Below are 25,953 nucleotides of genomic sequence, written 5' to 3'. Positions count from 1 at the left end.
GCTATTACTCCTCACCTTCACGGATGATCAGTTGAATTTTTGTTGGGTTATAGGCATTACATGGGTTATTCAGTTGTGGACAATTGGAAATGAGGACAATGAGATCCATTTCAGCTTTAATTTCAACATATTTACCCGGTGCAGAAATACCATCATCAAATTTCAAATGTCCCTCAGCGGTCACAGGCACATTCATAAAGAAGTTAATATTTGGGCCGATATGGCGCACATTTAAGCCATGTTTTTTGGCAATCGGATGTTGCGACAGAGCAATCATGAAATTATTACGGCAACTGTGCATTGGAAATTTGTCATGTGCATAGCGAACAGTGTTGCTTTCACATGAACATGCACCGCCTAAGGTGTCATGACGACCACAGTTATCGTCATGGATGGTGGCAATTTTATTGCCAAAGTTGGTGTATAGAGCTGTGCCTTTTTCTAAATAGATTTGTTGATTAATAGCCAATGTATCGGTTGCGCTATAACGCTCTTCACGGTTTAGGCTTGAAATAAATAAGGTATCGACAGCTTGATTACCTTCGAGGTCAACGATACGAAAATATTGCCCTTTTTTGACTTCGCACATCCATGCTTCACCAGCAGGACATACTTCGCTTAACACTGATTTTTCAAAATTTTGTGTTGGGTTTACTAATGCAGTCATGATCATCCCCCTCAAGCCGTTAAAGCGTAATAGCGTTTATTATTTTGAAAAGCACGTTGATTTTGCGGGCATGAATCACGACATACATCGGTATCAAGTAAAGGAAGTGCTTTGTATAAATACAATTGAACATCGGCAGGTGCATATTCCGTGCTGTTATCTAATGCATGTGGTGCGGATGATAAGAACACCAAGCAATCCATTTCAAAACGTAATTCAATCACTTGATCAGTATTGTCAGACGCCACATAGCTGAGCTTGCCATTGTCATCTGGCTGTACTTTGGAAAAGAGATTTAAAGTACTACTGAGGTCTGTTGCTGATAAGCCGAATTTGGTCATTTCTAGCAATAGACTATCTTTGCCACTTCGGTACATGTCATTACGGGCATCTTGAAAGGTTTGCGTGCCGAACTGTTTTTCGATTTGCTGTGCGGTGCTTGGCGCACAGAACGCATCATTCCAAGCATGATCATCTTTCACAATCGAGATCATGGCACGGCCTAAATCCGATGCCAAAATATGACCCGTACTTAAATATGCCGTGTGCTGCCCTTTAAGACTATCTGGCATGTTGTAGCGTTCAAGCTTATCTTCACTATTTACACAGTACAGTGCCACATTGGCATTTTGCCCTAGCGATTTAAGCTGTAATACTGCCCCACGCTGAATACGCGCTGACCAGTGGTGTCCACCCGGTAAAAGTTCAGTCCATAGTGCTTTATCGTCATGATAATGTATTGTGCTCATTGCAGCCTCTGCCTAATTCTTAACTGTTTACCTCCCGGGCTTTTATCCCTCCGTGCAGCTTTGCTTTGAATTAAAACGAAGCCGTGAACTCTCGGTCGCGGTCATACATAGAAATGTATCGGAACCCTAGATCACTTTATGATGTATGTAGAAATGCAAAGGCTGTGCCAATTTAGTATTACCAATTTACATAAACGTAATACTGCTATTTATTAGACTTTTTTTATAGTATTGAGCTATAGCATGACCAAATCGGGTGCAGCCCATGCACAAAATTGCTGCAAAAGTTGCAAAAAAAAGCCTAAAATCATTTTTGGGCTTTATGTAATGCATAAAAATTATTTCACCAATATCTCATGGAACATATGACGCAGCCATTGATGGCTGGTTTTATGATGGCAGGACATATGCCAATATTGCTTCACGCCATAGGTTGGAAACGCAATCGGCGCATCAAATATTTTTAAGTTACCGCGTGAAAGCAATACTTCACTCAAGTAGTACGGCACAGTAGCAATCGCATCAGTGTCTTGCACGACTAAGCCTACACCTAAATAACTAGGTAATCGCATTAAAATATCACGTTTTAAATCAAGGTTAAGCAGCTCATTTTCAATATGGTAGTGCCCCATCCCTGCATCAATATCAATATGCGACTCTGACAAATATTGCTCAGTTGTAATAGTGTCACCCGTTAATCGTGGATGATCCTTAGCTGCAATCACCACATAATATTGCTCAAACAATTTTTGCTGATAAAAGCCGCTTTCCAAATGCGGTAAAAACCCCAGTGCTAAATCAATTTCACCATTCGCCATTTGATAACTGGTTTCAGTGGTAATCGGTCGTACATTTAGACGTATTTGTGGCGCGTGTTTTTTTAGATATTGGCTGATTTTAGGCAATAAAACCAAATGAGAAACATCGGTCATGGCTAGAGTAAATTGTTGATCTGAAATGGCTTGATCAAAATTAATCGTAAAATTATTAATGGCTTCGACTTTACTCAAGGCTTCGCTGACTAAAGGAAATAATTGACGCGATAACTCCGTAGGCACCATTTCATTGCCGATACGTAAAAATAAGGGGTCGTTATAATGCTGTCGTATTTTATTTAAAATATTACTGACTGTAGGCTGACTCATCTGCAAGTGTTCAGCAGCTTGCGACACATTTTTGTACTTATAAACATGAAAAAAAATGCTAAGAAGTTTACAGTCCAATTCAAACACGAAAGATTTAGTCCCTAATTAAATATTGCAAGTTATGCTGTGCATCATCTGCTGAATTATACAAAAAGCCAATAACGAAATATTACTTTTATTGCAGATGAAACGCCAGTTTAGCCTGCTCAGTTGCATTTGGCTTTTCAACACTCCAATCAGTCAGCATAATAGACATAGCTCGAATTTGGATATCAACATGCTTCAAGGAAAAAAACTGGTTTGTTTTGATTTAGATGGCACACTTATCGACTCTGTTGGCGTGTGGAATCAGGTCGATGCAGATTTGATTCAACAGTTAACTGGACAAACCATCCAATTGGATTTCATTCAACGTGAACGTGACATTCAGCTGCAATTATTTAAAAACACACCAGACCCTTACTTAATGTACTGTAACTATCTAAAAGATACTTATAAAATTGAACAACACACGGCTGATCAAATCAAACAGCAACGATATGCCATTTCACAACATTTTTTAGAACATATCATCTTGCTTAAACCACATGCAGCGTTATTTGTTCAACAGCTCATTCAGCAAGGCATTCAGGTGGCAATTACCACCACGACCAGCCTGCAAAATATTTATCGATATCAAAAAAATATTAACATTTATCCAAAGCTGCATTTTGAAAATAGTTTTGATCTGATCCTGACCCGTGAAAATGTCAAAAATATTAAGCCGCATCCTGAAGTCTATTTACAGGCGATTGAACATTTTGCAGTTCAACCTGAAGAATGTTTAATTTTTGAAGATTCACTCATTGGTGTAGAAGCCGCAAATGCTGCGGGTATTGAAGTCGTTGCCGTGTATGATGCATATTCAGAACACGAAATTGAGCAAATCAAAAATAAAGCGGATTATTTTATCCATGATTTCTCTTCGGTTTTGAACTGAGTTAAAGTAAATAAACGTTCGCTTAAAAGTTAAAAAAGCAGCCCAATTTAGAGGCTGCTTTTGATATTTTGGCATCAATATATAATTGATCTATTTTACTTTTTTATAAATTGATCCAGACCCGACTAAATTTCCAGTTTTTTCGTCAATCGCAAATTCAACTGCACCTGTACCAGAGTTTACAGCGAGTAGACCAGATTCAGCAACAGATGCAGGTACAGGATTTTTCTTTTCAGATTTACCACTTTGTTTATCTTTTAAAGTATTGGTAATGAAATAGTTTTCACCATTTTTACTAATAATCAACGCATTTTCAAGCTGCGGATCTACTGCGGTATTTTGCCATGTTCCAGCATAATCAGGCGCTGGGCTTTGTTTACATGCCGTGAGGAGAACTGCGAGCAACATCGCAGAAAATAATTGAATCTTTTTCAAAATACTGACCTTCTTTGTCAATGAATTTTGCATTATAGAAAGCCTTGAAGAGAACTTTAGACCGTTCGTGTTGTGCAAAAGTTTCAAACAAAGTGCTGCTGTTTTTCTTTTGTCATGTTTTGAAACATTTGTAGTCTTTCATAATAAATAAGCCCACTTAATCGTGGGCTTATTTAAATATTTTCAATCTTTAGATTTATACGATTTGACGCATTGAACCAGTTTCTTCAAAAGTGGCATGCCAAGATAAAGCCTCTTTTAAAATATGCGGCGTTTGACCACCACGCTCACATGCGCGTTCAAAGTAGCTCAACAATGCTGCGCGATAATCTGGATGCGCACAGATTTCAATGACTTTACGTGCACGCTCACGTGGTGAAAGACCACGTAAATCTGCCAAGCCCTGCTCTGTAACCACGATATCAACGTCATGGTCAGTATGGTCGGTATGGCTCACCATTGGTACGACCGATGAAATTGCACCGCCTTTTGCAATCGACTTGGTTACAAAAATGGCAATGTGCGCATGACGAGTAAAGTCTCCTGAACCACCAATACCGTTCATCATTTTGGTACCCGTCACATGGGTCGAATTTACGTTTCCGTAAATATCAAACTCAAGCGCCGTATTAATCGCGATAATGCCTAAACGTCGAATGATTTCAGGGTTATTGGATAGTTCTTGTGGACGTAACACAATTTTGTCTTTGTACTGATCAAAATTATTCATTACATGCTGTGCACACGGCTCAGACAGCGTCATTGAACAGCCTGAAGCAAAATTCATTTTTCCAGAATCAATCAGCTGGAAGGTACAGTCTTGTAGTACTTCTGAATACATTTCCAAATCATGGAAATTAGAATGCTCAAAACCAGCAAATACAGCATTGGCAATCGAACCCACACCTGACTGTAGCGGGCCTAAATTTTCAGGCAAACGCCCTGCTGCCACTTCACCTTCAAAGAAATCAATCAGGTGCTGAGCAATCGCTAGGGTTTCAGCATCAGGTTCATCCATTTTAAACTGGGTATCTGGCAGATCATTCAACACAATAGCTGAAATCTTATCGGGGCTGACATTGATCCCAATTGTACCAATACGTTCACCGACCTGAGTCAGTGGAATTGGCCCACGGTTTGGTCGCGCTTTCGGCACATAAATATCATGTACACCTTCGAGCACTGGGTTAATCGTATTATCAATTTCAATAATCACATGATCTGCCATTTCAATGAAATTGGCTGAGTTACCACATGAACCTGTCGGAATAATTTGACCATCTTCGGTAATTGCAGTCGCTGCAATAACGGCCACATTAATGCGCGGTAAATTATGATGACGAATATTATCGGCCATTTCAGACAAGTGTTGGTCAATATACATGACCTCGCCAGCGTTAATGGCTTTACGTAAACCAGGATCTGCCTGATACGGATAACGACGTTCTATCGCATGCGCCGCATTGAGGCGACCATCGATACTATTTCCTAAACTAGCACCCGTTGCCAACGTGATACGAAGAGGATGTGAAACTGCATGATCTGCAAGTGCCAATGGAACCGTCTTTGCCTCACCTGCACCACCAAAACCACTTAAACCAACCACTGAACCATCTTGAATTAACTCAATCGCTTTTTCAGCAGACATTACTTTGTCGCGAAGGGAGAGTAAGCGAATGCGATCTAAACCATTCATAATTAAATCTCAAAAAATAAATATCTCAAAATAAACATCTTTTTTCGCCATCCCAGCGAACTGAGATAGCGTTTGTTATTGCTTATCTAAAAACGTACTTATCTAAAAGCTTACTTATATAAATTGAGGCAAATTAAATCAGTTCAACCGCAATTGCAGTTGCTTCACCGCCACCAATACACAGTGCTGCGACACCTTTTTTACCGCCAGTGCGTTTTAAGGCATGAATCAGCGTCACAATAATACGTGAACCTGATGAACCTAGTGGGTGACCAAGTGAGCAAGCACCACCATGAATGTTCACTTTTGCTTCATCTAAGTTAAATCCATCAATCGCCAGCATTGTAACCATAGCAAATGCTTCATTGACTTCCCACAGGTCAACCTCTTGTGCATCCCAACCCGCTTGTGCAAGCACTTTCTCAATAGCACCGACTGGAGCAATCGTGAACTCTGACGGATGCTGTGAATTTGTGGCATAAGCAACGACTTTTGCTAGTGGTTTTAAACCACGTGCTTGAGCCGTTTCTTCTGATGTAACCACCAAAGCAGATGCACCGTCAGAAATTGAGCTGGCATTGGCAGCTGTGATCGTGCCGTCTTTTTTGAATGCAGGACGCAGTGTAGGGATTTTTTCAGGCTTAGCACTTAAAGGCTGTTCATCTGTGTCAACAACGACGTCACCTTTACGGCTTTTAACGGTAACCGGCACGATTTCATTTTTGAAGAAACCGCCTTGAATCGCTGCAACGGCTTTATTGAGTGAGTTGATGGCAAAAGCATCTTGCTGTTCACGGGTATAGCCTTTTTTATCTGCCATATCTTGTGCCAGAATACCCATCGATAAACCTGTCTCAGCATCTTCTAAGCCTTCTTGAAACATGTGGTCTGTGGTTTTACCATGCCCCATACGATAGCCTGAACGCGCTTTTTCAAGTAAATATGGCGCATTTGACATCGACTCCATACCACCAGCAACCACAATATTGGCAGAACCAGCTTTAATCGCATCAGCTGCTTGCATCACCGCCTTCATGCCTGAACCACAGATTTTATTAATCGTGGTGGCACCCGTTGTATCTGGTAAGCCTGCTTGACGCATCGCTTGGCGTGCAGGACCTTGTTTAAGACCAGCCGGTAATACACAGCCAAAAATAACTTCGTCAATATCTGTAGGTTCTAAACCTGCACGTGCAACAACAGCCTGAATCGCCGCAGCACCTAAGTCTGGGGCTGTACAAGATGAAAGTGAACCCTGAAAACCACCCATCGCTGTACGTACGCCATCTACAATAACAATCATTTCTTATTTCATCCTGTTTTAAATCTTTTAACCCCAAGGAACCATGACTGGTTCCTCAGATTTTCCATCTTAATGTTTTTCACAGTGGTTTCGATGAAACCTTAAGATTGAGCGGTGAAGTATTCTTCAGATAGCTGCATGATAAGTTCAGAACCTGCTTTAATGCGTTGAGCACGGGCAGCAAGGTCAGGTAGAACTTTCTCAACATAGAAATCTGCGAGTACCAGTTTGTTTTGGAAGAAGCTCTCTGGTTTTGCAGCAGCAGCTTTGCTAATACGCGCAAACATATACACAAAGCTGAGTAAACCAACAGCGTGCAGGTAATCGACTGCCACCGAACTGCTAAAGTCTGGGGTGGTCTTAGATTGTTCAATAATGAATTGCGTTAATGCTTCAACTTCGTCAGAAACTTGCAATGCTGCAGATTTAACTTTTGAATCAGCCATGGTTGCAGCAAAGTCACGAATTTCAGTAATGTATTCGGCAATAAATGCACCATTACATTTCGTGGTTTTACGTCCAATTAAATCAATCGCTTGTACGCCATTTGTGCCTTCGTAAATCTGTGAAATACGTAAGTCACGAATGCATTGCTCCATACCCCATTCACGGATATAGCCATGACCACCAAAACACATTTGCGCTTCTAAAGTAGCTTGTAGGGCTGTATCTGTTAGGTAGGCTTTTGCAATAGGTGTCAATAAAGCCACGCGGTCATTGGCTTTTTTCACAGCAGCTTCGTCAGTTGAATATTTTGTAATATCCAGTTGCTGGCCAACATACACAGCAAATGCACGAGATGCTTCGTTGTTGGCGCGTACATTCAACAACATACGACGTACATCACCATGTACTAAAATAGAGTCTGCTGGTTTTTCAGGAGATTTCACACCTGTCGCAGAACGACCTTGTAGACGATCAGTCGCATACTGTGCAGCATTTTGGTAAGCAAATTCTGCAGCGCCAATCCCTTGGATACCCATCGATAAACGTTCATAGTTCATCATGACAAACATCGCCGCAAGACCTTCGTTTTCTTTACCAACGATATAACCTTTGGCACCATCAAAGTTCATAACACACGTTGCAGAACCTTTAATACCCATCTTGTGTTCAATTGAACCCGCTGAAACAGCATTACGTTCACCGACTGAGCCATCGGCATTGACATGGAATTTTGGAACGATAAACAATGAAATACCACGTGAACCCGCAGGTGCATTTGGCGTTTTTGCTAACACAAGATGGATGATGTTTTCACACAGATCATGTTCACCACTGGTGATGAAAATTTTCGTGCCTGTAATATTAAATGAACCATCTTCATTCGGCTCTGCTTTGGTTTTAATGATCCCCAAATCAGTCCCTGAATGTGGTTCAGTTAAACACATAGTGCCTGACCATTCACCCGTATAAAATTTTGGAAGATAGGTTTCTTTTTGCTCTTGCGAAGCACGGTCATTAATCGCCATACCTGCACCCACAGTCAGTAGTGGATACAACATAAATGATGGATTGGTACTCCAAATCATTTCGTCAGCAAGTACTGTCAACATTTTCGGCATGTTTTGGCCGCCCCATTCTTCAGAAGCGCCTAAACCAACCCAACCACCTTCAGCGAATTGTTTAAAAGCGTCTTTAAACCCTGTAGGCGTAGTAACAACACCATTACTAAACTGCGCACCACCTTCTTCATCTGCAGTACGGTTCAAGTCTAGAATAACGTTTTTAGAAAACTTAGCCATTTCTTCTAAAATGGCATTTGCAGTCGCCATATCAATATGAGCTAAGTTTTCATTTGACTGCCAGAACTCATCTGCATTGAATACATCATTTAAGATGAAGTCCATGTCCTTTAACGGCGCATTGTATATTGGCATTGTACTTTCCTTTTCTACAGGCTTTGTCAGCGTCTTTGACAAAGTACTTTTTTAAAGTTGCACGCTCCCGCACAAAATCATCAAATCAATTTTGTGTGGATTTTTTAAAGATCTGTTTTTTCAGATAGATATCTAAAATGGATATAGATAATGTGTTTTTACCGACAAGTGGAAAATAACCACCTGATATTTTGAGCAGCATTATTTTATTACAATTAAATAAATTTATTGAATTGACTAAATTTATAATTGGTAATTGATTAAAACCAAACATAATAGTACCTATAATCATGTTTAATTTAGGTTGGATTAATAACATAACAACCAAGACCGTTTTGTTAAATGCTGCTTTTGTTGTAAAAGCGAAAAGACAATAAATTAAAAAAAATAAAAATGGAATTTTATTTCAAAAAAATGACCTCAAGGGTTCAGTTTTATTGACATTAATTTTATGCTATGAATTCTATATGTTTTACGCACTCTACTAATGTGTTTATTTTTAAACCAATTTATGTAATATTTGAGACCATAGTGGAATGTAAGATTCACAAGATTTAGCTTAAGCTAGGCTTGTTCACCCTCAAGATGTTTATGGAACAGTTATCATGAGTTCAGTACGCCAACAAAATTTTCTCCTTCGCAAGGAAAAAATTTTAGCCATGGCAGAAACCCTGCTATTAGATAATAATCAAGACATCACCTTAAGTGAGTTAGCTTGTGAACTAGATATTGCCAAAGGCACGATTTATAAACATTTTAAAAGTAAAAACCAATTATATTTAGAACTGATTATCTTAAATGAAAAACGATTATTAGAAATTTCAAAAAAATATAATCATGATATTAAAACTTATGTTTCACAATATATGCTTTATAATATGTTGAATTCTAATCGAACTATATTATTACATGTCATTGAAGAACGTCTAACCAATAATGAACGTAAATTAAAAGAGTTATTTGAAGAGCTCTATCGTGTCCGTGAAGAACGTATTATTGAAATTAAGGACATGACCAGTGATTATTTAAAATCACTTGAAAGCGCAATGTCGATACGTGATTATTTATCCTATATTTGGACGGTCACTTATGGTGCATCCCTACTCCTTAATTCGACGCATTATCAAAAATCAATCGGTTCACGTGAACGTTTAATCAAGCTATATATTAATCAGGCGCTGATGACGCCAGATAAAATTTCAGCCGTATAAAATTGATTGAGAAATAAAAAAGCCGAACAACTTTTCGGCTTTTTTATATATTGCACAATATCTAAGTTATGCAATCACAGGTGGGAAACCATCTTCGGTTAAAGCGCTAATCAATTGCTCTGCACTAGCACTGGATTCAACCTCAACTAATTTAGTGGCTACATCAATAGTGACCGTTGCATTTTCATCTAAGTCTTTAATCGTTGCTGTCACGCTACGTGCGCAACCACCACATGTCATATTATCAATACGAAATTTCATGCTGTTCATCCTTCTTTTCTAATAACAACACTATAAACCTTGCCACGATTGTAAGGTCAAGCGGGTTTAAATCTTTGCTGTATGGCAGCACTCAGCCATGCCCGTTTCGATTTGATTTAAAATCGTACAGTCGGCTTGATCATTACCGGCACACCCATCGACAGACTGTTGCAAGATCTCAACCATGGCCTGTAAGTCTGCGATTTTTTGATTTAAGGTCTGGATATGTTTTAACGCCAATGCTTTAACTTCTACACTTTGCCGACTTTGATTTTTCCAAAGCCCAAGTAAATCTTTCATTTGTTCAGAAGAAAAACCCAAATCGCGCGCATGTCTTAAGAAACTCAAGGTTTTAATATCGGCTTCTGAATAAATTCGATAGCCTGCATCAGTGCGCTGCGCATTATTTAACAGCCCAATCGATTCATAATAGCGGATCATTTTTGCAGAAATGCCCGAAGCTTTTGCTGCTTGTCCAATATTCATCTCAAGACTCCTGAAAAACTGGCCCTTTAAATGCTTTTAAACGTAAGGCATTCGACACAACAAACACCGATGAAAGTGCCATTGCACCTGCTGCGAACATAGGTGAAAGCAATATGCCAAAGAATGGATATAACACACCTGCAGCGACAGGAATCAATGCTGCATTGTAAATAAATGCCCAAAATAGGTTTTGGCGAATATTATTCATCGTCGCTGTGCTCAGTGCGATTGCTGTCGGCACCATTTGTAAATTACCCGACATGAGCACAACGTCCGCAGCCTCTATCGCCACATCTGTCCCTGTACCAATCGCCATGCCCACATCTGCTTGCGCAAGTGCAGGCGCATCATTAATACCATCGCCGACAAAACAAACAACACCATGTTCTTTTTGCAACTGTTGTACAGATTGCACTTTTTGATCTGGCATCACTTCAGCGATCACATGATCAATTTTCAACTGTCGTGCTATGGCAGAAGCAGTATGTCGGTTATCGCCTGTAATCATGGCAACTTTCAGCCCTAAATCATGCAAAGCTTGAATGGCTGCGAAGGTTGTGGCTTTGATCGGGTCGGCTACAGCAACAATGGCAGCAAGCTGTTGATCGATCGAGACATAGAGCGGGGTTTTCCCTTCATTGCCCATGCGTTCTGCAAATGCTGAAAAGACTTGTGTTTCTAAACCGAGTTTATGCATCAAATGATCTGCACCAATATAAATGCTTTGTCCTTCAACAACCGCCTGAATCCCAGCACCAGTCACGGAGTCAAACTGTTCAACCTCTAAAAGTTGCACTTGCATCTCTTTTGCAGCGTGAACGATGGCATAGGCAATCGGATGCTCAGATTTCTGCTCTACAGAGGCCAATAACTGAAATACGCGATCTTTATCAAAAGCTTCAGTGACTTCAAAATCAGTTAGTTTCGGTTTACCTTCCGTCAATGTCCCTGTTTTATCAACTGCAACCACTTGTGTATTTTTGAGTTGTTGTAAGGCTTCACCTTTACGGAACAAAACTCCAAGTTCTGCACCTCGCCCTGTACCGACCATGATAGATGTTGGCGTTGCCAAACCCATTGCACATGGGCATGCGATGATCAGTACTGCTACAGCATTGACTAAGGCATAGGTTAAACTCGGTTCAGGTCCAACTACATACCAAACTAAAAAGGTGATCAAGGCCAACGCCATCACCACCGGTACAAACCACAACGTGACTTTATCCACCAAAGCTTGAATCGGTAATTTTGAACCCTGAGCCTGTTCGACCATATGGATAATTTGTGCCAAAACAGTATCTTGACCTACCGCAGTGGCTTGTATTTTCAAGGCCCCATTTTGGTTAATCGTTCCACCGACAACTTGATCACCGGCTTTTTTCTCGACAGGAATCGGCTCTCCACTGATCATGGATTCATCAATATAACTGTTCCCAGACACTACAGCACCATCGACTGGGCAACGTTCACCAGGCCGTATTTCAATCAACATACCTGTTTCAACATCACTAATCGGCAAATCTATATAGCTACCAGATTGCTCTACACGTGCAGTTTTAGGTTGCATGCCGACTAAGTATTGAATAGCTTGCGATGTTTTACCTTTGGCTTTCGCCTCCATATAACGCCCCAACAGAATCAACGCCACAATTACTGCGGCTGCTTCAAAGTACACATGAACCGTACCTTGCGGTAATAATTGCGGAGCAAATGTTGCAACACAAGAAAAACTATAAGCAGATAAAGTCCCGACTGCGACCAAAGAATTCATATCCGGGGCAAGTCGCGCAAGTGCTGGTATGCCGTGCTGATAAAAGCGTCTTCCGGGTAGGATTAACACCAAAGTGGTTAATATAAACTGAATATACCAACTATTTTGTGTCCCTAAATTATGCGCAATAAAATGATGAAAAGCTGGAATCATGTGTGATCCCATCTCCAAGATAAAAACAGGAACAGCGAGTACCAATGCGATGATTAAATCACGTTTGAGTAACCGAGCTTCGTCGGCTTTTTTTTCTGCCATTGTCGGTTGTTGCTGCGTAGCAATGCTAGCACTGTATCCCGCTTTTTTAACTGCCGCGATCAATTCTTGTGTTTTTGAAGCGTGAGCCTGAACAAAGGCTTTTTCACTGGCTAAATTTACCGTTGCTTTATTGACACCGTCTACAGCGTTTAAGGCTTTTTCAACCCGTGCCACACATGAAGCACAGGTCATTCCATCAATATTTAATTCAATATTGGGCTGTACAATATGAAAACCTGCTTTTTCTACAGACTTCGCCAATGCAGAATTTTCAACAGATGCCAATGCCGTAATCGTGGCTTTTTCAGTTGCCAAATTCACTTTTGCATCGATGACTTCTGGAACTATCTTTAAGGCTTTTTCAACACGTGCAACACACGATGCGCAAGTCATCCCTTCAATTTCAAGTTCAAGCTGCTTTTGTGCAACGCCAAAACCTGCCTTTTCAACGGCCTGAATTACAGCAGAATAATCCACATTTTTATCACTCTGAACATGTGCTGTTTCAGTGGCTAAATTCACTTGAGCATCAGTGATGCCATCGACTTTTTTTAAGGCTTTTTCCACCCGTGCCACACAAGAAGCACAGGTCATCCCTTCAATAGCAAGTGTGCCATCAAAAAGTTTGCGTTCTGTCGAATCTGTCATGGCAACATCCCAATCATATGTGCTTGTTTTAGGCTATAGCTTAAACTTTACCACAATGGGAAGGTCAAGTTTTTCTGACTCACAGCAAGGCTTTTCTTTAAGGTATAAAGAATTGCGAAGATTTAAAAACATAATCAATAATATTGAATAATGATTATTCAATTAGTTTATTTTTCTGATATTAAAACTACACCTTTCCTCATTATTCAGTAAGATAGAGATTCGTGACCACCAAACGAATTACTCTCTTTCGCATGTACAAACTGTCGAACATTTGCTTTAACTGCGCATATTTGTGTGCTTTTTTATTTTTAATTTTAAGTTGGAGTCAAGATCATATTGATGTTTGGCTCACTCAAGTGGTTATCCCTGCTGTCACGATATGCATACTCTTAGGCTTCCTGTTTAAATACATCGCTCGAAAGTTAGGACATGAACCGCCTAAACGAAAAATTAAACAACAAAATCCCAAAAACGATGATCAAGACGCGGCTTAAGACACGTACAAATAGCAAAATCATCAATAAAAAAGCCCATTCAATTGAACGGGCTTTTTTTCATGTCAGAATTATTAGTCAGCACTAATATCTTCAAATAAAACGGAAGAAAGGTAACGTTCACCACCATCCGGTAAAATGACCACAATGGTTTTGCCTGCATTCTCAGGACGTGCAGCAAGTTTTGCCGCCGCAGCCATAGCAGCACCGCTAGAGATACCCACTAAAATACCGTCATGAGTAGCCGTTTTACGTGCCCACTCAATTGCTTCAGCACTTTCAATACCGATCACTTCATCAACAAGGTCTAGATCTAAGTTACCCGGAATAAAGTTAGCGCCAATCCCCTGAATTTTATGCGGCCCAGGAGTCAGTGTTTCGCCTTTTTTCGCTTGGGCGATAATCGGAGATTCAGCCGGTTCTACCGCAACAGAATAAAGCGGCTGATTTTTCACTTTTTCAAAATAACTTGAAATGCCAGAAATCGTACCACCTGTACCTACACCCGATACTAAAATATCCACTTTACCACCAGTTGCTTCCCAAATTTCTGGGCCAGTGGTCAATTCATGAATTTTAGGGTTTGCAGGGTTTTCAAACTGTTGTGGTAAATAATACGTTTCAGGATGTTCGGCAACGAGGCGCTGTGCTTCTTCGACCGCACCTCTCATGCCTTTAGCAGGTTCAGTCAATACGAGATTTGCACCAAAAGACTTCAACACCTTACGGCGTTCGATACTCATACTTGCTGGCATGGTTAATGTAATTGCATAACCTTTCGCTGCTGCAACAAATGCTAAAGCAATCCCTGTATTACCACTTGTAGGTTCTACAATATGCATACCCGGTTTTAATAAGCCTTTTTCTTCTGCATCTGCAATGAGAGCTGCACCTACACGACATTTCACTGAAAATGCTGGGTTACGGCTTTCAACTTTAGCCAAGACCGTTGCTTCTGACTGAATCGCACGATTAATACGAACTAAAGGTGTATTACCAATCGCTTCAGCGTTATTACTATATACTGCGATACCTAAATTACTCGTTGCTGGAAAAGCTGAATCTGTTGTCATGACTATTTATCCCTTGTGTATTTATTGAATACGATCTTTAGATGATACAATTATTTTCAAAGTGTGCATGATGTTTTAAGCTAATGTCTTATATTTATGTGCATTTTGTGAAAGCTTGCACTAAAATCAAGCAATAAATTTAACTGATTAACTAAATTTAAACTTATAAAAATTAATGATATTTGATTTCATAAAAAACCATAGAAATTGTCTTATTTATTCAATGTATTAAGCCGTGATATCCGTATACTTGAGCTGTTGTTAATCGTATGGACATATCCAATGAATACCGATCTGGAAATCACTACTATGCGTGATTCTGCCGAATTAGTCGTGGGCGTTTTAAAGTCGCTGGCAAATACGGATCGTCTACTAATTTTATGTCATCTAGCACAGCAAGAATTGAATGTGTCTCAGATTGAAGAAATCACTGATATTAAACAGCCAACCCTCTCACAACAACTGATGATGTTACGTAAAAGTGATGTTGTGACTACGCGTCGTGATGGTAAGCAAATTTATTATTCAATTAAAGATGCAAATTTAGTTCAAGTTCTCAATACTCTTTACCAATTGTATTGCAACCAATCTTATAAATAACATTCAGTTATTTTAAAATTTCAAGCCAGACATGCTGTTCTTGCACCACTATAGATGAATCATCGCAATGGGCAGCAATTCAATATCTCAATTTACCCTCCAAACTTCTTCAAAATATCTATATTTATATCGAATATCCAAAGCTTTAAATCAGCTCATACTTTTCATTAATTCATTTAAAATGATGGCTTCTTAAATATCCCGTAAATAAGCAGCGATATTGAACGGTCAAAATTTATTGTACAAGACTTCTTAGCATTTTTTATGCATAATATATATGAAATTGTGATTTAGATAAGTTTATGTCAGATTTAAAACCTCATTTCTTACAGAAATTTCCTGCTTGGCAGTGGTTACAGCACTACAGCCCAGTGAAATTTAAATCTGATGTACTTGCTTCGCTGATCGTGATTGCCATGTTAGTCCCTCAAGGTATGGCCTATTCTATGCTGGCAGGTTTACCTCCAATCATGGGTTTATATGCCAGTATTTTACCGATGATTGTCTACGCCCTCATTGGTGGAAGCTCAACCTTATCGATAGGCCCTGTGGCAATCATTTCGATGATGACCTTCGCCACGCTCAATCCGCTATTTGAAGTCGGTTCGCCTGTTTATATTGAAGCAGCGACACTTTTGGCCTTAATGGTCGGGCTGATTTCTCTGCTGCTAGGTGTACTCCGTTTCGGTTTTTTAATTCAGTTGATCAGTCATCCTGTCATTAAAAGCTTTATTATTGCTTCGGCACTGCTCATTGCACTTGGTCAGTTTAAGTTTCTCGTCGATGTCCCACTAAAAGCCAATAACATCCCTGAGTTTGTTTTAAGTCTGTGGGAATACCTGAGTTTGACTCACTTCGCTTCACTCATTTTTGGTGTGCTGGCCGTACTGTTTTTAATCTATGTACCAAAAATGTTGGCCACTCAATCAATTCAATCTCGATTCGGCTCTACTGCCTTTCTAAGTAAAGCACTGCCACTGATACTCGTGGTGATCTCGATTGCATCGGTGATGTTATTTGACCTGCAAAATGTCGGGATTAAAACCGTCGGTGAAATTCCTTCAGGATTTCCACCCTTAAGCTTTCCACATTGGAACTGGGAACTGGTACAAACCTTACTGCCCGGTGCAACAATGATTGCCATGATCAGTTTTGTTGAGTCACTGTCTATCGCCCAAGCCACTGCCTTACAACAACGCAGCCAACTCAATAGTAACCAAGAGTTGATCGCTTTAGGTTTAGCCAATCTAAGCGCAGGTGTTAGCTCTGCCTTTCCTGTGACAGGTAGCTTATCTCGTACAGTGGTTAATGCAGATGCAGGTGCAAAAACCCCGATGGCTGGCGTGTTGTCGTCATTGCTGATTATCGTTGTCAGTCTCTACTTCACTGGTTTTTTCCAAGACTTACCTTTAGTGATCTTGGCGGCCACAATTATTGTTTCCATTTGGAAATTAGTCGACTTTAAACCTTTTGTGGATACATGGCGTTATTCAAAAGCTGACGGGATTGCGATGTGGGTGACCTTTTTCGGTGTGGTGTGTATCGATATTTCTACAGGTCTCATTATTGGCATCATTTCTACCTTTATTCTGTTGTTATGGCGCATCAGTCGTCCACATATTGCGGTGATCGGTTTAGTCGAGGGCACACAGCACTTCCGCAATGTACAGCGCCATCATGTCTATACCGCACCACATATTCTCTCGCTCCGTATAGATGAAAATATCTCGTTTTTAAATGCCAATACGCTTAAAGGTTTCCTGATCAATGAAGTCAGTCAAAATATTGACCTAGAGCATGTTGTTATCAATTGCTCAAGCGTCAGCTCAATTGACCTCAGTGCCTTGGAAATGTTGGAAGATTTAAATGCTGAATTATCAAAATTAGATATTCGACTGCATTTTTCCGAGGTCAAAGGCCCTGTCATGGACAAATTGCAGCACTCAAAATTACTCACGCATTTGAGTGGTCAAATTTTTCTCACCCACTATCAAGCCGTTACAGAGCTTGCGACAGCCAGTTCTGAGTACCAAATTTAAAGGCCTATTAGCTCACTGTTTAATCAATGCGAATTTGATAAACAGTGAGTTTTGAAGGGTTTACATTTTAATACACAAAAATATATTATAAAAAACAAAGGTTTATTTTTAAATTAAATTATTTTTTAAGCATTCCACATTTTCGTATAAAATACAGGGCTAATTTTCATCATTTTGTCATTGTAATTCTGACAAGGCTCTCCTATGTTTTCAGCATTTACACGCTTGAGTTTAGTAACCCGAATTATTATCGCCATTATTTTAGGTGTATTGGTTGCTTTTGTTGCTCCAGGCGTTGCACCCTATTTAAGTTTGCTTGGTGATTTATTCATTAAGGCATTGAAATCCGTAGCACCGATACTGGTCTTTGTACTTGTACTGTCATCCATTGCAAATTTCAAAGTGGGTAGCAGTAATTCTTACATTAAACCGATTATGTTGATGTACGCTATTGGTATGTTCCTTGCTGCTTTAAGTTCAGTAGTAGCAAGCCTTTTATTCCCTAGTACATTAATTCTTGATGTTGCTGCAGAAAACCTTGTGCCGCCAGGCAGTCTTGCTGAAATCTTGAAAAACTTATTATTAAGTTTTGTCGCAAACCCTGTTACAGCAATTTCTGAAGCAAATTTCATTGGGATCTTAGCTTGGGCTGTTGCCTTGGGTATTGCATTTCGCCATGCATCAGATACCACTAAAGTTTTCTTATCCGATGCTGCTGATGCAGTGAATAAAGTAATCCGTTTAGTGATTAACTTTGCACCTGTCGGTATCTTTGGTTTGGTTGCTGTTACATTTGCCGACTCAGGTCTAAAAACGCTTGTTAGTTATGCACACTTACTTGCGGTCTTAATTGGTACCATGTTCTTTGTTGCCTTGGTCGTCAATCCACTAATGGTGGCATTTATGACCCGCTCAAATCCGTTCCCATTGGTTTTCCAATGTCTACGCGAAAGTGGTATCACTGCATTCTTTACACGTAGTTCAGCTGCAAACATTCCAGTTAACTTAGACCTTGCAAAGCGTCTTGGTGTACCAGAGTCAACTGCAAGCGTAGCAATTCCTTTAGGTGCAACTGTCAATATGGCAGGTGCATCAGTCACAATTACAGTCCTCACTCTAGCAGCAGTTCATACTTTGGGCATTTCTGTTGATTTCAGCACCATGTTGATTTTATCAGTCGTTGCTACCGTTTCTGCATGTGGTGCTTCAGGTGTTGCTGGTGGTTCATTGCTGCTTATTCCAGTGGCTTGTGGCCTGTTTGGTATTTCAAGTGATATCGCGATGCAAGTTGTAGCCATTGGTATGGTCATTAGCGTACTTCAAGATTCAACTGAAACAGCCTTAAACTCTTCGACTGACGTATTATTTACAGCTGCAGTCGACCGTGGTTTAAGATAATATCCTGATATTGGATACTTTTTAAGGCGAGGCCATGCCTTTTCAGACTTTACCGCTTTGGATACAACTGGGTGCTTTTTTTCTCGCAGTGAATGCAGGAATGATTAATGTACTTGGACTGGTGACCATCTTGCACCAGTCGGTATCTCATATGACCGGTAATGTCAGTATGTTAGCCATGGCCTTCATTGCATGGCAGCCAACTACGATTATTTATTTGATTTTAGTCTTGCTCTGTTATGTGATTGGCTCATTTTATAGTGGGCTTATTCTTGGAAATAGTCATTTTAGCTTAACCAGACGTTATGGCGTCCCATTAAGCTTGGTGGCTTTTTTTATTGTCCTGTGTTGGCTACTATTACCCTATTTTCCACGTTATGCTTTGCTTTGGGCATGCGTGGCGATGGGTGTACAAAATGCAATGGTCAGCCACTATAAAGGCACCATTATTCGTACCACACACCTCTCTGGTGTTTTGACGGACTTAGGTTTGGCTTTGGGTTATAAAGCTCGTGGACTTTCGGTTGAGTCTAAACGTGTGGTCTTACATTTATTAATTTTAGCGGGATTTATCATCGGTGGCATACTTGCCAGTTGGCTTTATCCTTATTTAAAATTAAACGCATTCCTGATTCCTGCCGCACTCAGTTTAGTCATGAGCGCAGTATATTGGATCATCTATTTTCATTATCGACATATACACGATTAGTTGGAACGTACTATGGTTAAAAATGCATTACAGGCGCAACTGCTTAAAGCAGGTCTGGTCGATAATAAAAAGGCAAAAAAATTGTCTAAACAAGCCGTACATGAAAAACGTACCGGTGAAAGTAAAGATGCTGAAATCAAGGCGAAAATTGAGCAAGATCAGCAGCAGAAAATGGCTAAAGATCATGCTTTAGAGCAAGATCGTAAAGCAGTGTTGCAAGAAAAAGAATTAAAAGCTGCCATCATGCAAATGATTAATCAGCATAAAATTCGTGATACCGATGGCGAATCGACCTATCAATTTATCGATGATGCCAAGATCAAAAAGCTTTATATCAATCAGCAAATTTATAATGCCCTTGTTGCGGGTAGTCTTGTTATTGCACGTGAAAATAGCAACTATGCTTTTTTACCAAAAGAATTAGCCGACCGTATTAATGCGAAAATGGAAGGCTTTATTATTGTGAATAATTCTGAAGTGAATGAGCAAACCACGGATGAAGAAGATCCATATGCAGCTTATGTAATTCCTGATGATTTAATGTGGTAAGCATTTCATATCGCTAATGAAGCTCCTAATTAGGGGGCTTTTTTTAGCTCAACATTTATTTATTTTAGTTCATCAATTAGGTTATACCTTCAAAAAATCATTTTTAGCACAAAATAAGTAACATTATGGACTATACATGTCGTAACTCCGTAAAGTTTACGAGTATAAAATTGCTTATATAATCATAATAATTACAATAGTTTGATCATTAAGCCTTTCATTTACTTCAATAAGAGTAGGATAATTTTGGAAAAATTTCAGTTCATTAAAAATATTCAAGATTGGTCAGATCAATACCCTTGGTTAGAAATGCTGACATCGCTCAGTCTCATTATTATTTTTGCCATCATTGCAAATTTTATCGCCAAGCAAATCGTGGTGCGTGGAATTCGTAAGCTCGTTTCTAAAATGGCCTTTAGCCATAGTCAAATTTTGTCAGAACATAGTGTGATTAAACGCTTTGCTAACATTGTTCCAGCAATTGTAATCTTAAATGGCATAACCACAGTCCCACATTTATCTGTGAAGTTTATCTCAATCGTTCAAATGGCTTGTCAGGCCTTTATCTTCCTGACCATTGCTTTAGCCATTTCTGAATTACTAAATATTTTTAATCTGATTTATCAACGTAATCCAAAATCTAGAAACAAACCGATTAAAGGCTATTTGCAGTTGGTCAAATTGATTATTTTTTTGGTGTGTGGCCTAATGATCTTAGGTACTTTTCTGAAAAAAGATGTATTTACATTACTCGCAGGCTTTGGTGCTATGGCGGCCGTGCTCATGTTGGTTTTTCAGAACACCATTTTGTCACTGGTGGCTTCGGTACAAATTTCTTCTTATGATATGGTGCGAATTGGTGACTGGATTGAGATGCCTTCGCTTAATGCAGATGGTGATGTCATTGATATGTCATTACATACCATTACCGTGCAGAACTTTGATAAGACCTTTACCACGATTCCAACCAATAAACTGGTGACTGACACCTTTAAAAACTGGCGTGGTATGGCTCAGTCAGGTGTTCGTCGTATCAAACGCTCACTTTATATCGATCAAAGCTCTATTCATTTCATGACTCAGGATGAGCAAAATAAACTCAAAGAATTTTTATTATTAGATCAATATCTTGATCATAAGCATGAAGAGCTTGCTCAGTTTAATCAGCAACTTTCAAATCAGTCGCAATATAATCAGCGCCGTTTAACCAATCTTGGGACCTTTCGTGCCTATGTAGAATTCTACTTACAACAGCATTCAGGCATTGCCCAACACCAAACGATTTTGGTGCGTCAGTTACAACCCACGAGTGAAGGCATTCCTTTAGAGATTTATGCTTTTAGTAAAACTATTGCATGGAAAGATTATGAAGCGATTCAATCGGATATCTTTGACCATCTGATCGCAATCACACCTGAGTTTGGACTTAAAATCTATCAAGCCCCTTCTAGTGCCGATTTTAAAGCCCTCATCCAACCAAATGCCGATAAAATCTAAGGCCTAAACGTTCGTCTTCCCATGTATATTCGAAGTAGAAATTCTGTAAATTAAAAAAGTCACAATGGCTGTTGAATATATATGGGACTTTCGTTTAAAACCTACTCAACTATCACAAATGATTATTGATCATGCGTTGCAAGGAATGAGAGCGAACCAGATAAATGCCCAGAGCAATATTTCCTTAAACATATAATTCATCTGAAACAGCTAAAATAATTAAAAAAACCAGAACAAATACTATACAAATGTAGACATTTTTAGATACTATTTGTTAACAGTTGCATAAAAACGCTTCTAAAATAGGAACTTGATCATGGAAGGCCCCAATCAACCTTCTCGGAAATCAGTTAAAAACGAATCACAATTACTCATAGAATCAATGAATCGCACTTCTGCCAAACATACGCTCATACAGGCAGAAGCATGTGACTTAGAGAATCGTGTCCGTATTGAGCGTGCTTTATCCGACCCGATTGCACGTATTCCGGCACAGTTTAAAAATGCTTATTACAAATTTTTGTACTACAACCAAAAAGACTATTTAAAGCAGGTCAACTACTTCGCCCAATTGGCATTTTTAATCTATTTTTGGGCAGATCGCTATGTTCTGCCTGACATAGAAGTACTGTCAGGTGTGATCCGTATCATTGCCATTATTGCTGCATTTGGTCTGAATTATGTTCTGTTTAAATATATCAGACAGATTAAATTGCTCGATTTGATTTTACCACTCGCGACTTGCCTTTCTGCAATCCTCTGGTTTGAGATATTACTTCAGTCGCAAAATGAACTGGTTCATAGCTATCAATATGCCGCCATTATTTTGATTGTATTAGGTAATTTGAGTATACATGTACATTTTCGCCCTTCGATCATGACCTCTGCCATGATCTCGGCAGCGATACTTTTTGGTGCTTGGCGTATTAATGATTTTGGTGATTTTACGATATTTTTATTGGTTTATATTCCAGTGCTGTTGTTCAGTATGTATATCTGCTGGAACTCTACGCTAAACTCTCGTAAAACCTTTCTGAGAGCGCTGCTAGATGACTGGAACTTTCATACCCTGCGCAAAATTGCCCATACGGATGAATTAACCCAGTTAAGCAATCGTCGCCAATTTGTACATGCCGCCAATAAAAAAATCCAAGAAACCCCAATGACCGTCTGTACCAGTCTTTTGATTTTTGATGTCGATCATTTTAAAGCGATTAATGATCGATATGGACATGATGTCGGCGACCAAGTGTTATGCCAAATTGCTGAAATTGCGCGTAAAGAAATGCGTTTTTACGATATGTTGGCACGTTTTGGGGGTGAAGAATTTATTGTACTTTTGCCTTATACCGTCCCAGAAGATGCATTAAAAATTGCTGAACGGTTAAGACATAAAATGGAACAATACCAGTTTTATATAGATGGTCAATTGGTGAAATTTTCGATCTCCATTGGTGTTTCCAAAATTGACCCTAACCACGCCAAACTTGATCAGTTAATTAAACAAGCCGATATTGCTCTATACGAAGCAAAACGCCAAGGTCGTAATCGGGTTGTACATTTTAATTCTATGAACTTTTGCAGCCAAGCTTTTAAGTAAATAAACAAATCAAAATGGAGAAAAACCAGCGAATCCATTACACTCAGAGCTGAAGAAAGAAAGATTAATTACAGCAAAATTCTCAGGTTATCTGCATGCTTAAATGGTTTGAAAATTTAGTTGACGCTTATCCTGAACAGGACTTGAATAAACCATTGCCGACAAAATTTTTCCCCTTTGTATGGCAAGCTGCGACGGGTGTAAAAAAATACCTATTGTTATTGGTACTCTGTACAGCAGGTGTAGCGAGTTTTGAAGCACTGCTTTATTCCAAAATTGGCGAATTAGTCAATTGGATCAGTAAGTCTCAACCTGAAACCTTTTTACAGCAGCACCAGACGAATCTGACCATTTTAAGCTTTATTTTATTGGCAAATATCTTCTTTTCTTGCCTTCAAACCATTATTAAACATCAGATTCTATATAGCACCTTTCCAATGCGCCTACGTTGGAGATTTCATAACTTATTACTGAAACAAAGTTTAGATTTCTTCCACAACGACTTTGCAGGTCGTTTATCTGCCAAAGTCATGCAAACTTCACTGGCTGTACGTGAGTTTTGGATTATTCTTGGTGACATGTTGGCCTATGTCTTCATTTACCTGATTTCGATCACCGTGATTTTGGGTGCTATATCGCCACTGTTGATTGTTCCATTATTACTTTGGCTGGCTTTATTTATTGGTTCTGCATGCTATTTCATCCCAAAATTAAGCAAAATTTCAAATGAACAAGCCAATGCACGCGCAGTAATGACTGGTCGTGTCACCGATGCCTACACCAATATTCAAACAGTGAAATTATTTGCCCATGCGGGCCGTGAAAGCCAATATGCCAAAGCCTCAATGAAAGAATTTATGGTGACGGTGTATAAGCAAATGCGACTTGCTGCAAAATACAACATCGCGACGAATTTGCTGATCATTGTTTTATATGGTGGCGTACTTGGAACAGCCGTTTGGCTCTGGATGGATGGTCAAGCTGAGCTTGGGGTCATTGCAGCAGCGACCGCCATGATTTTAAAACTCAGTAGTATTTCCGAGTTTATGATGTGGCAAACATCTGCCCTATTTGAAAATGTCGGGACCATTCAAGATGGGATGAAAACTATGGGCCGCCCAATTCAGATTCAAGATAAAGCTGATGCAACCGACTTAAAAGTACAGCAAGGCGAAATTAAATTTGAAGATGTCAGTTTTGCTTATAATGATAAAAAGGTCATCAATCAATTTAATTTAACCATTCGACCAGGTGAAAAAATCGGTATAGTCGGGCGTTCAGGTGCCGGAAAATCGACATTAATTCAACTTTTACTCCACTTTTATGATATCAATCATGGTCGTATTTCGATTGATGGCCAAAATATAGAAGATATTACTCAAGATAGCTTGAGAAAAAATATTGCTTTGGTGACCCAAGACACCTCGTTATTGCATCGCACGGTTGAAGAAAATATTAAATATGGCCGTCCGAATGCGACTGATGAAGAAATGTATGATGCAGTACGCAAAGCGAAAGCTGATGAATTCATTCCTCAATTGATCGATTTACGTGGTCAACGTGGCTATGACGCATTTGTTGGTGAACGTGGTGTTAAATTATCTGGCGGTCAGCGTCAACGTATTGCAATTGCTCGAGTATTTTTAAAAGACGCACCAATTTTAATTTTAGATGAAGCCACAAGTGCGCTCGATTCAGAAGTCGAAGCTGCGATTCAATCGAGTTTAGATGATTTGATGCAAGGCAAAACTGTGATTGCCATTGCGCATCGACTGTCAACAATTGCGCAAATGGATCGATTGATTGTCTTGGATCAAGGACGTATTGCTGAGCAAGGCACCCATGAAGAGCTTGTCGCTTTGAATGGTATTTATGCACACTTGTGGCAGCGTCAAACCGGTGGATTTTTAATAGAACAACATAAAGTAGAATCAAAGGAAGATGAAAATGCTGTATCTGGAAGACCTTAAAGTTGGTGATCACTTTAGCAGTCGTGAATATGAAATGACTGTTGAAGAAATCAAGCAATTTGCCAACGCTTTTGATCCTCAGGAATTTCATACAGATGAAGTCAAAGCCCAACAGCACCCGATCTTTCAAGGGCTAGCGGCAAGTGGTTGGCATACTGCTGCTGTAACAATGCGCTTATGGACTGAATGTTTCCTTGTGGCTTATGGCTTAATTGGCTCTGAATCAAGTCTGCGTTGGCCGCGCCCAACACGTCCGGGGGATAAAATTCGTGTAGAAGTTGAAATATCTGCAATTACTCCGTCGAAAAGTAAGACAGACCGCGGCATTGTGACCTATGTTACGCAAGCGCTCAATCAGCACAATGACGTTCTTTATATGTCTACGACCAAAATTGTGGTCTTTTCCAAAGATTTTAAACCGAATTAATCCTTAACGGCCTACTTTACAACGCTAAGGTAGGCCGCTATAAATAGTTGAGCCTAGTCAGTTTGTCCAACAATTTTTGTGGGATACAACACGGAATCATGCCAATAT

The 25,953-nt window shown here is 39.6% G+C and carries 22 protein-coding genes, 1 pseudogene and 1 riboswitch; of the genes and pseudogenes, 11 read left to right on the top strand and 12 right to left on the bottom strand.

Features of this window, described 5'->3' with window-relative positions; genetic code table 11:
- Positions 1 to 4 precede the first annotated feature (4 nt).
- The 3 genes from FTV38_RS05355 to FTV38_RS05345 all read right to left on the bottom strand — a co-directional run bounded on the left by FTV38_RS05355 (position 5) and on the right by FTV38_RS05345 (position 2,648).
- Entirely contained in the window at positions 5 to 667 is a 663-nt protein-coding gene (locus FTV38_RS05355) for an urea amidolyase associated protein UAAP2 (RefSeq protein ID WP_180021788.1), read from the bottom strand.
- 11 nt (positions 668 to 678) lie between these two features.
- The gene (locus FTV38_RS05350) at positions 679 to 1,416 is read right to left on the bottom strand and encodes an urea amidolyase associated protein UAAP1 (RefSeq protein ID WP_180021786.1); all 738 of its coding nucleotides are present in this window, start codon (positions 1,414 to 1,416) and stop codon (positions 679 to 681) included.
- Positions 1,417 to 1,445: 29 nt separating this feature from the next.
- Positions 1,446 to 1,557: riboswitch (guanidine-I (ykkC/yxkD leader) on the bottom strand.
- 197 nt (positions 1,558 to 1,754) lie between these two features.
- The gene (locus tag FTV38_RS05345; RefSeq protein ID WP_078190935.1) at positions 1,755 to 2,648 is read right to left on the bottom strand and encodes a LysR substrate-binding domain-containing protein; all 894 of its coding nucleotides are present in this window, start codon (positions 2,646 to 2,648) and stop codon (positions 1,755 to 1,757) included.
- 190 nt (positions 2,649 to 2,838) lie between these two features.
- Between FTV38_RS05345 and FTV38_RS05340 the strand changes: the two genes are divergently transcribed.
- The gene (locus FTV38_RS05340; RefSeq protein ID WP_180021784.1) at positions 2,839 to 3,540 is read left to right on the top strand and encodes an HAD family phosphatase; all 702 of its coding nucleotides are present in this window, start codon (positions 2,839 to 2,841) and stop codon (positions 3,538 to 3,540) included.
- A 90-nt stretch (positions 3,541 to 3,630) separates the two neighbouring features.
- Here the strand turns inward: FTV38_RS05340 and FTV38_RS05335 are convergent, their stop codons facing one another.
- The 4 genes from FTV38_RS05335 to FTV38_RS05320 form a co-directional block, all read right to left on the bottom strand.
- Complete coding sequence (locus tag FTV38_RS05335; RefSeq protein ID WP_373685855.1) at positions 3,631 to 3,948, bottom strand: hypothetical protein; 318 nt, start codon at positions 3,946 to 3,948, stop codon at positions 3,631 to 3,633.
- A 223-nt stretch (positions 3,949 to 4,171) separates the two neighbouring features.
- Positions 4,172 to 5,671, bottom strand: coding sequence for a succinate CoA transferase (locus tag FTV38_RS05330; protein ID WP_171262652.1), 1,500 nt, complete (start codon positions 5,669 to 5,671; stop codon positions 4,172 to 4,174).
- Between the two features lie 133 nt (positions 5,672 to 5,804).
- The gene (locus tag FTV38_RS05325; protein WP_180008861.1) at positions 5,805 to 6,974 is read right to left on the bottom strand and encodes a thiolase family protein; all 1,170 of its coding nucleotides are present in this window, start codon (positions 6,972 to 6,974) and stop codon (positions 5,805 to 5,807) included.
- A 101-nt stretch (positions 6,975 to 7,075) separates the two neighbouring features.
- Positions 7,076 to 8,854, bottom strand: coding sequence for an acyl-CoA dehydrogenase C-terminal domain-containing protein (locus FTV38_RS05320; protein ID WP_078193796.1), 1,779 nt, complete (start codon positions 8,852 to 8,854; stop codon positions 7,076 to 7,078).
- A gap of 605 nt (positions 8,855 to 9,459) precedes the next feature.
- Between FTV38_RS05320 and FTV38_RS05315 the strand changes: the two genes are divergently transcribed.
- Entirely contained in the window at positions 9,460 to 10,065 is a 606-nt protein-coding gene (locus FTV38_RS05315; RefSeq protein WP_180021782.1) for a TetR/AcrR family transcriptional regulator, read from the top strand.
- 66 nt (positions 10,066 to 10,131) lie between these two features.
- Here FTV38_RS05315 and FTV38_RS05310 read toward each other — a convergent pair whose 3' ends face one another.
- The 5 genes and pseudogenes from FTV38_RS05310 to cysK all read right to left on the bottom strand — a co-directional run bounded on the left by FTV38_RS05310 (position 10,132) and on the right by cysK (position 15,056).
- Positions 10,132 to 10,326, bottom strand: coding sequence for a heavy-metal-associated domain-containing protein (locus tag FTV38_RS05310; protein ID WP_180003680.1), 195 nt, complete (start codon positions 10,324 to 10,326; stop codon positions 10,132 to 10,134).
- 66 nt (positions 10,327 to 10,392) lie between these two features.
- Complete coding sequence (cueR, locus tag FTV38_RS05305; RefSeq protein ID WP_180003682.1) at positions 10,393 to 10,812, bottom strand: Cu(I)-responsive transcriptional regulator; 420 nt, start codon at positions 10,810 to 10,812, stop codon at positions 10,393 to 10,395.
- 1 nt (position 10,813) lies between these two features.
- On the bottom strand, positions 10,814 to 13,297 hold the full coding sequence (locus tag FTV38_RS05300; protein ID WP_373887006.1) for a copper-translocating P-type ATPase: 2,484 nt from the start codon (positions 13,295 to 13,297) through the stop codon (positions 10,814 to 10,816).
- Positions 13,277 to 13,486 (bottom strand): annotated as a pseudogene (locus FTV38_RS18365) (heavy metal-associated domain-containing protein); the annotation flags it as partial. The gene FTV38_RS05300 and the pseudogene FTV38_RS18365, both read right to left, overlap by 21 nt.
- Positions 13,487 to 14,057: 571 nt before the next feature.
- The gene (gene cysK, locus FTV38_RS05295; protein ID WP_180011715.1) at positions 14,058 to 15,056 is read right to left on the bottom strand and encodes a cysteine synthase A; all 999 of its coding nucleotides are present in this window, start codon (positions 15,054 to 15,056) and stop codon (positions 14,058 to 14,060) included.
- A gap of 282 nt (positions 15,057 to 15,338) precedes the next feature.
- Between cysK and FTV38_RS05290 the strand changes: the two genes are divergently transcribed.
- The 9 genes from FTV38_RS05290 (at position 15,339) to FTV38_RS05250 (ending at position 25,845) form a co-directional block, all read left to right on the top strand.
- Positions 15,339 to 15,656: a helix-turn-helix transcriptional regulator gene (locus tag FTV38_RS05290; protein ID WP_078193801.1), complete on the top strand. Its 318-nt coding sequence runs from the start codon at positions 15,339 to 15,341 to the stop codon at positions 15,654 to 15,656.
- Positions 15,657 to 15,958: 302 nt separating this feature from the next.
- Positions 15,959 to 17,695 carry a SulP family inorganic anion transporter gene (locus FTV38_RS05285; RefSeq protein WP_180021778.1) on the top strand — a complete coding sequence of 579 codons (1,737 nt, stop codon included), beginning with the start codon at positions 15,959 to 15,961 and terminating at the stop codon, positions 17,693 to 17,695.
- A gap of 204 nt (positions 17,696 to 17,899) precedes the next feature.
- Entirely contained in the window at positions 17,900 to 19,093 is a 1,194-nt protein-coding gene (sstT, locus tag FTV38_RS05280) for a serine/threonine transporter SstT (protein WP_180021776.1), read from the top strand.
- Positions 19,094 to 19,127: 34 nt separating this feature from the next.
- Positions 19,128 to 19,802 carry a YoaK family protein gene (locus tag FTV38_RS05275; protein WP_180021774.1) on the top strand — a complete coding sequence of 225 codons (675 nt, stop codon included), beginning with the start codon at positions 19,128 to 19,130 and terminating at the stop codon, positions 19,800 to 19,802.
- 12 nt (positions 19,803 to 19,814) lie between these two features.
- Positions 19,815 to 20,351, top strand: coding sequence for a DUF2058 domain-containing protein (locus tag FTV38_RS05270; RefSeq protein ID WP_168377529.1), 537 nt, complete (start codon positions 19,815 to 19,817; stop codon positions 20,349 to 20,351).
- 246 nt (positions 20,352 to 20,597) lie between these two features.
- A complete protein-coding gene (locus FTV38_RS05265; protein WP_180021772.1) occupies positions 20,598 to 21,848 on the top strand; it encodes a mechanosensitive ion channel family protein in 1,251 nt (416 codons plus the stop codon).
- A gap of 316 nt (positions 21,849 to 22,164) precedes the next feature.
- On the top strand, positions 22,165 to 23,448 hold the full coding sequence (locus tag FTV38_RS05260) for a GGDEF domain-containing protein (protein WP_257228656.1): 1,284 nt from the start codon (positions 22,165 to 22,167) through the stop codon (positions 23,446 to 23,448).
- A 95-nt stretch (positions 23,449 to 23,543) separates the two neighbouring features.
- On the top strand, positions 23,544 to 25,418 hold the full coding sequence (locus FTV38_RS05255) for an ABC transporter ATP-binding protein (RefSeq protein WP_180021770.1): 1,875 nt from the start codon (positions 23,544 to 23,546) through the stop codon (positions 25,416 to 25,418).
- Complete coding sequence (locus FTV38_RS05250) at positions 25,396 to 25,845, top strand: MaoC family dehydratase (protein WP_180008877.1); 450 nt, start codon at positions 25,396 to 25,398, stop codon at positions 25,843 to 25,845. Before FTV38_RS05255 ends, FTV38_RS05250 begins: the two co-directional genes overlap by 23 nt.
- Positions 25,846 to 25,953 lie beyond the last annotated feature (108 nt).

This window comes from Acinetobacter sp. YH16044, from assembly GCF_013417145.1.
GTDB lineage: Bacteria > Pseudomonadota > Gammaproteobacteria > Pseudomonadales > Moraxellaceae > Acinetobacter > Acinetobacter amyesii.
This window is presented reverse-complemented; position numbering and strand designations above follow the sequence as displayed.

Excerpts from the sequence above, each read along its gene's own strand:
- FTV38_RS05285 (WP_180021778.1), top strand. The coding sequence starts at position 15,959 with ATGTCAGATTTAAAACCTCATTTCTTACAGAAATTTCCTGCTTGGCAG.
- FTV38_RS05290 (WP_078193801.1), top strand. The coding sequence starts at position 15,339 with ATGAATACCGATCTGGAAATCACTACTATGCGTGATTCTGCCGAATTA.
- FTV38_RS05330 (WP_171262652.1), bottom strand. The coding sequence starts at position 5,671 with ATGAATGGTTTAGATCGCATTCGCTTACTCTCCCTTCGCGACAAAGTA.
- FTV38_RS05270 (WP_168377529.1), top strand. The coding sequence starts at position 19,815 with ATGGTTAAAAATGCATTACAGGCGCAACTGCTTAAAGCAGGTCTGGTC.
- FTV38_RS05260 (WP_257228656.1), top strand. The coding sequence starts at position 22,165 with ATGGAAGGCCCCAATCAACCTTCTCGGAAATCAGTTAAAAACGAATCA.
- sstT (WP_180021776.1), top strand. The coding sequence starts at position 17,900 with ATGTTTTCAGCATTTACACGCTTGAGTTTAGTAACCCGAATTATTATC.
- FTV38_RS05250 (WP_180008877.1), top strand. The coding sequence starts at position 25,396 with ATGCTGTATCTGGAAGACCTTAAAGTTGGTGATCACTTTAGCAGTCGT.
- cysK (WP_180011715.1), bottom strand. The coding sequence starts at position 15,056 with ATGACAACAGATTCAGCTTTTCCAGCAACGAGTAATTTAGGTATCGCA.
- FTV38_RS05325 (WP_180008861.1), bottom strand. The coding sequence starts at position 6,974 with ATGATTGTTATTGTAGATGGCGTACGTACAGCGATGGGTGGTTTTCAG.
- FTV38_RS05275 (WP_180021774.1), top strand. The coding sequence starts at position 19,128 with ATGCCTTTTCAGACTTTACCGCTTTGGATACAACTGGGTGCTTTTTTT.
- FTV38_RS05355 (WP_180021788.1), bottom strand. The coding sequence starts at position 667 with ATGACTGCATTAGTAAACCCAACACAAAATTTTGAAAAATCAGTGTTA.
- FTV38_RS05340 (WP_180021784.1), top strand. The coding sequence starts at position 2,839 with ATGCTTCAAGGAAAAAAACTGGTTTGTTTTGATTTAGATGGCACACTT.
- FTV38_RS05255 (WP_180021770.1), top strand. The coding sequence starts at position 23,544 with ATGCTTAAATGGTTTGAAAATTTAGTTGACGCTTATCCTGAACAGGAC.
- FTV38_RS05350 (WP_180021786.1), bottom strand. The coding sequence starts at position 1,416 with ATGAGCACAATACATTATCATGACGATAAAGCACTATGGACTGAACTT.
- FTV38_RS05335 (WP_373685855.1), bottom strand. The coding sequence starts at position 3,948 with ATGTTGCTCGCAGTTCTCCTCACGGCATGTAAACAAAGCCCAGCGCCT.
- cueR (WP_180003682.1), bottom strand. The coding sequence starts at position 10,812 with ATGAATATTGGACAAGCAGCAAAAGCTTCGGGCATTTCTGCAAAAATG.
- FTV38_RS05315 (WP_180021782.1), top strand. The coding sequence starts at position 9,460 with ATGAGTTCAGTACGCCAACAAAATTTTCTCCTTCGCAAGGAAAAAATT.
- FTV38_RS05320 (WP_078193796.1), bottom strand. The coding sequence starts at position 8,854 with ATGCCAATATACAATGCGCCGTTAAAGGACATGGACTTCATCTTAAAT.
- FTV38_RS05310 (WP_180003680.1), bottom strand. The coding sequence starts at position 10,326 with ATGAAATTTCGTATTGATAATATGACATGTGGTGGTTGCGCACGTAGC.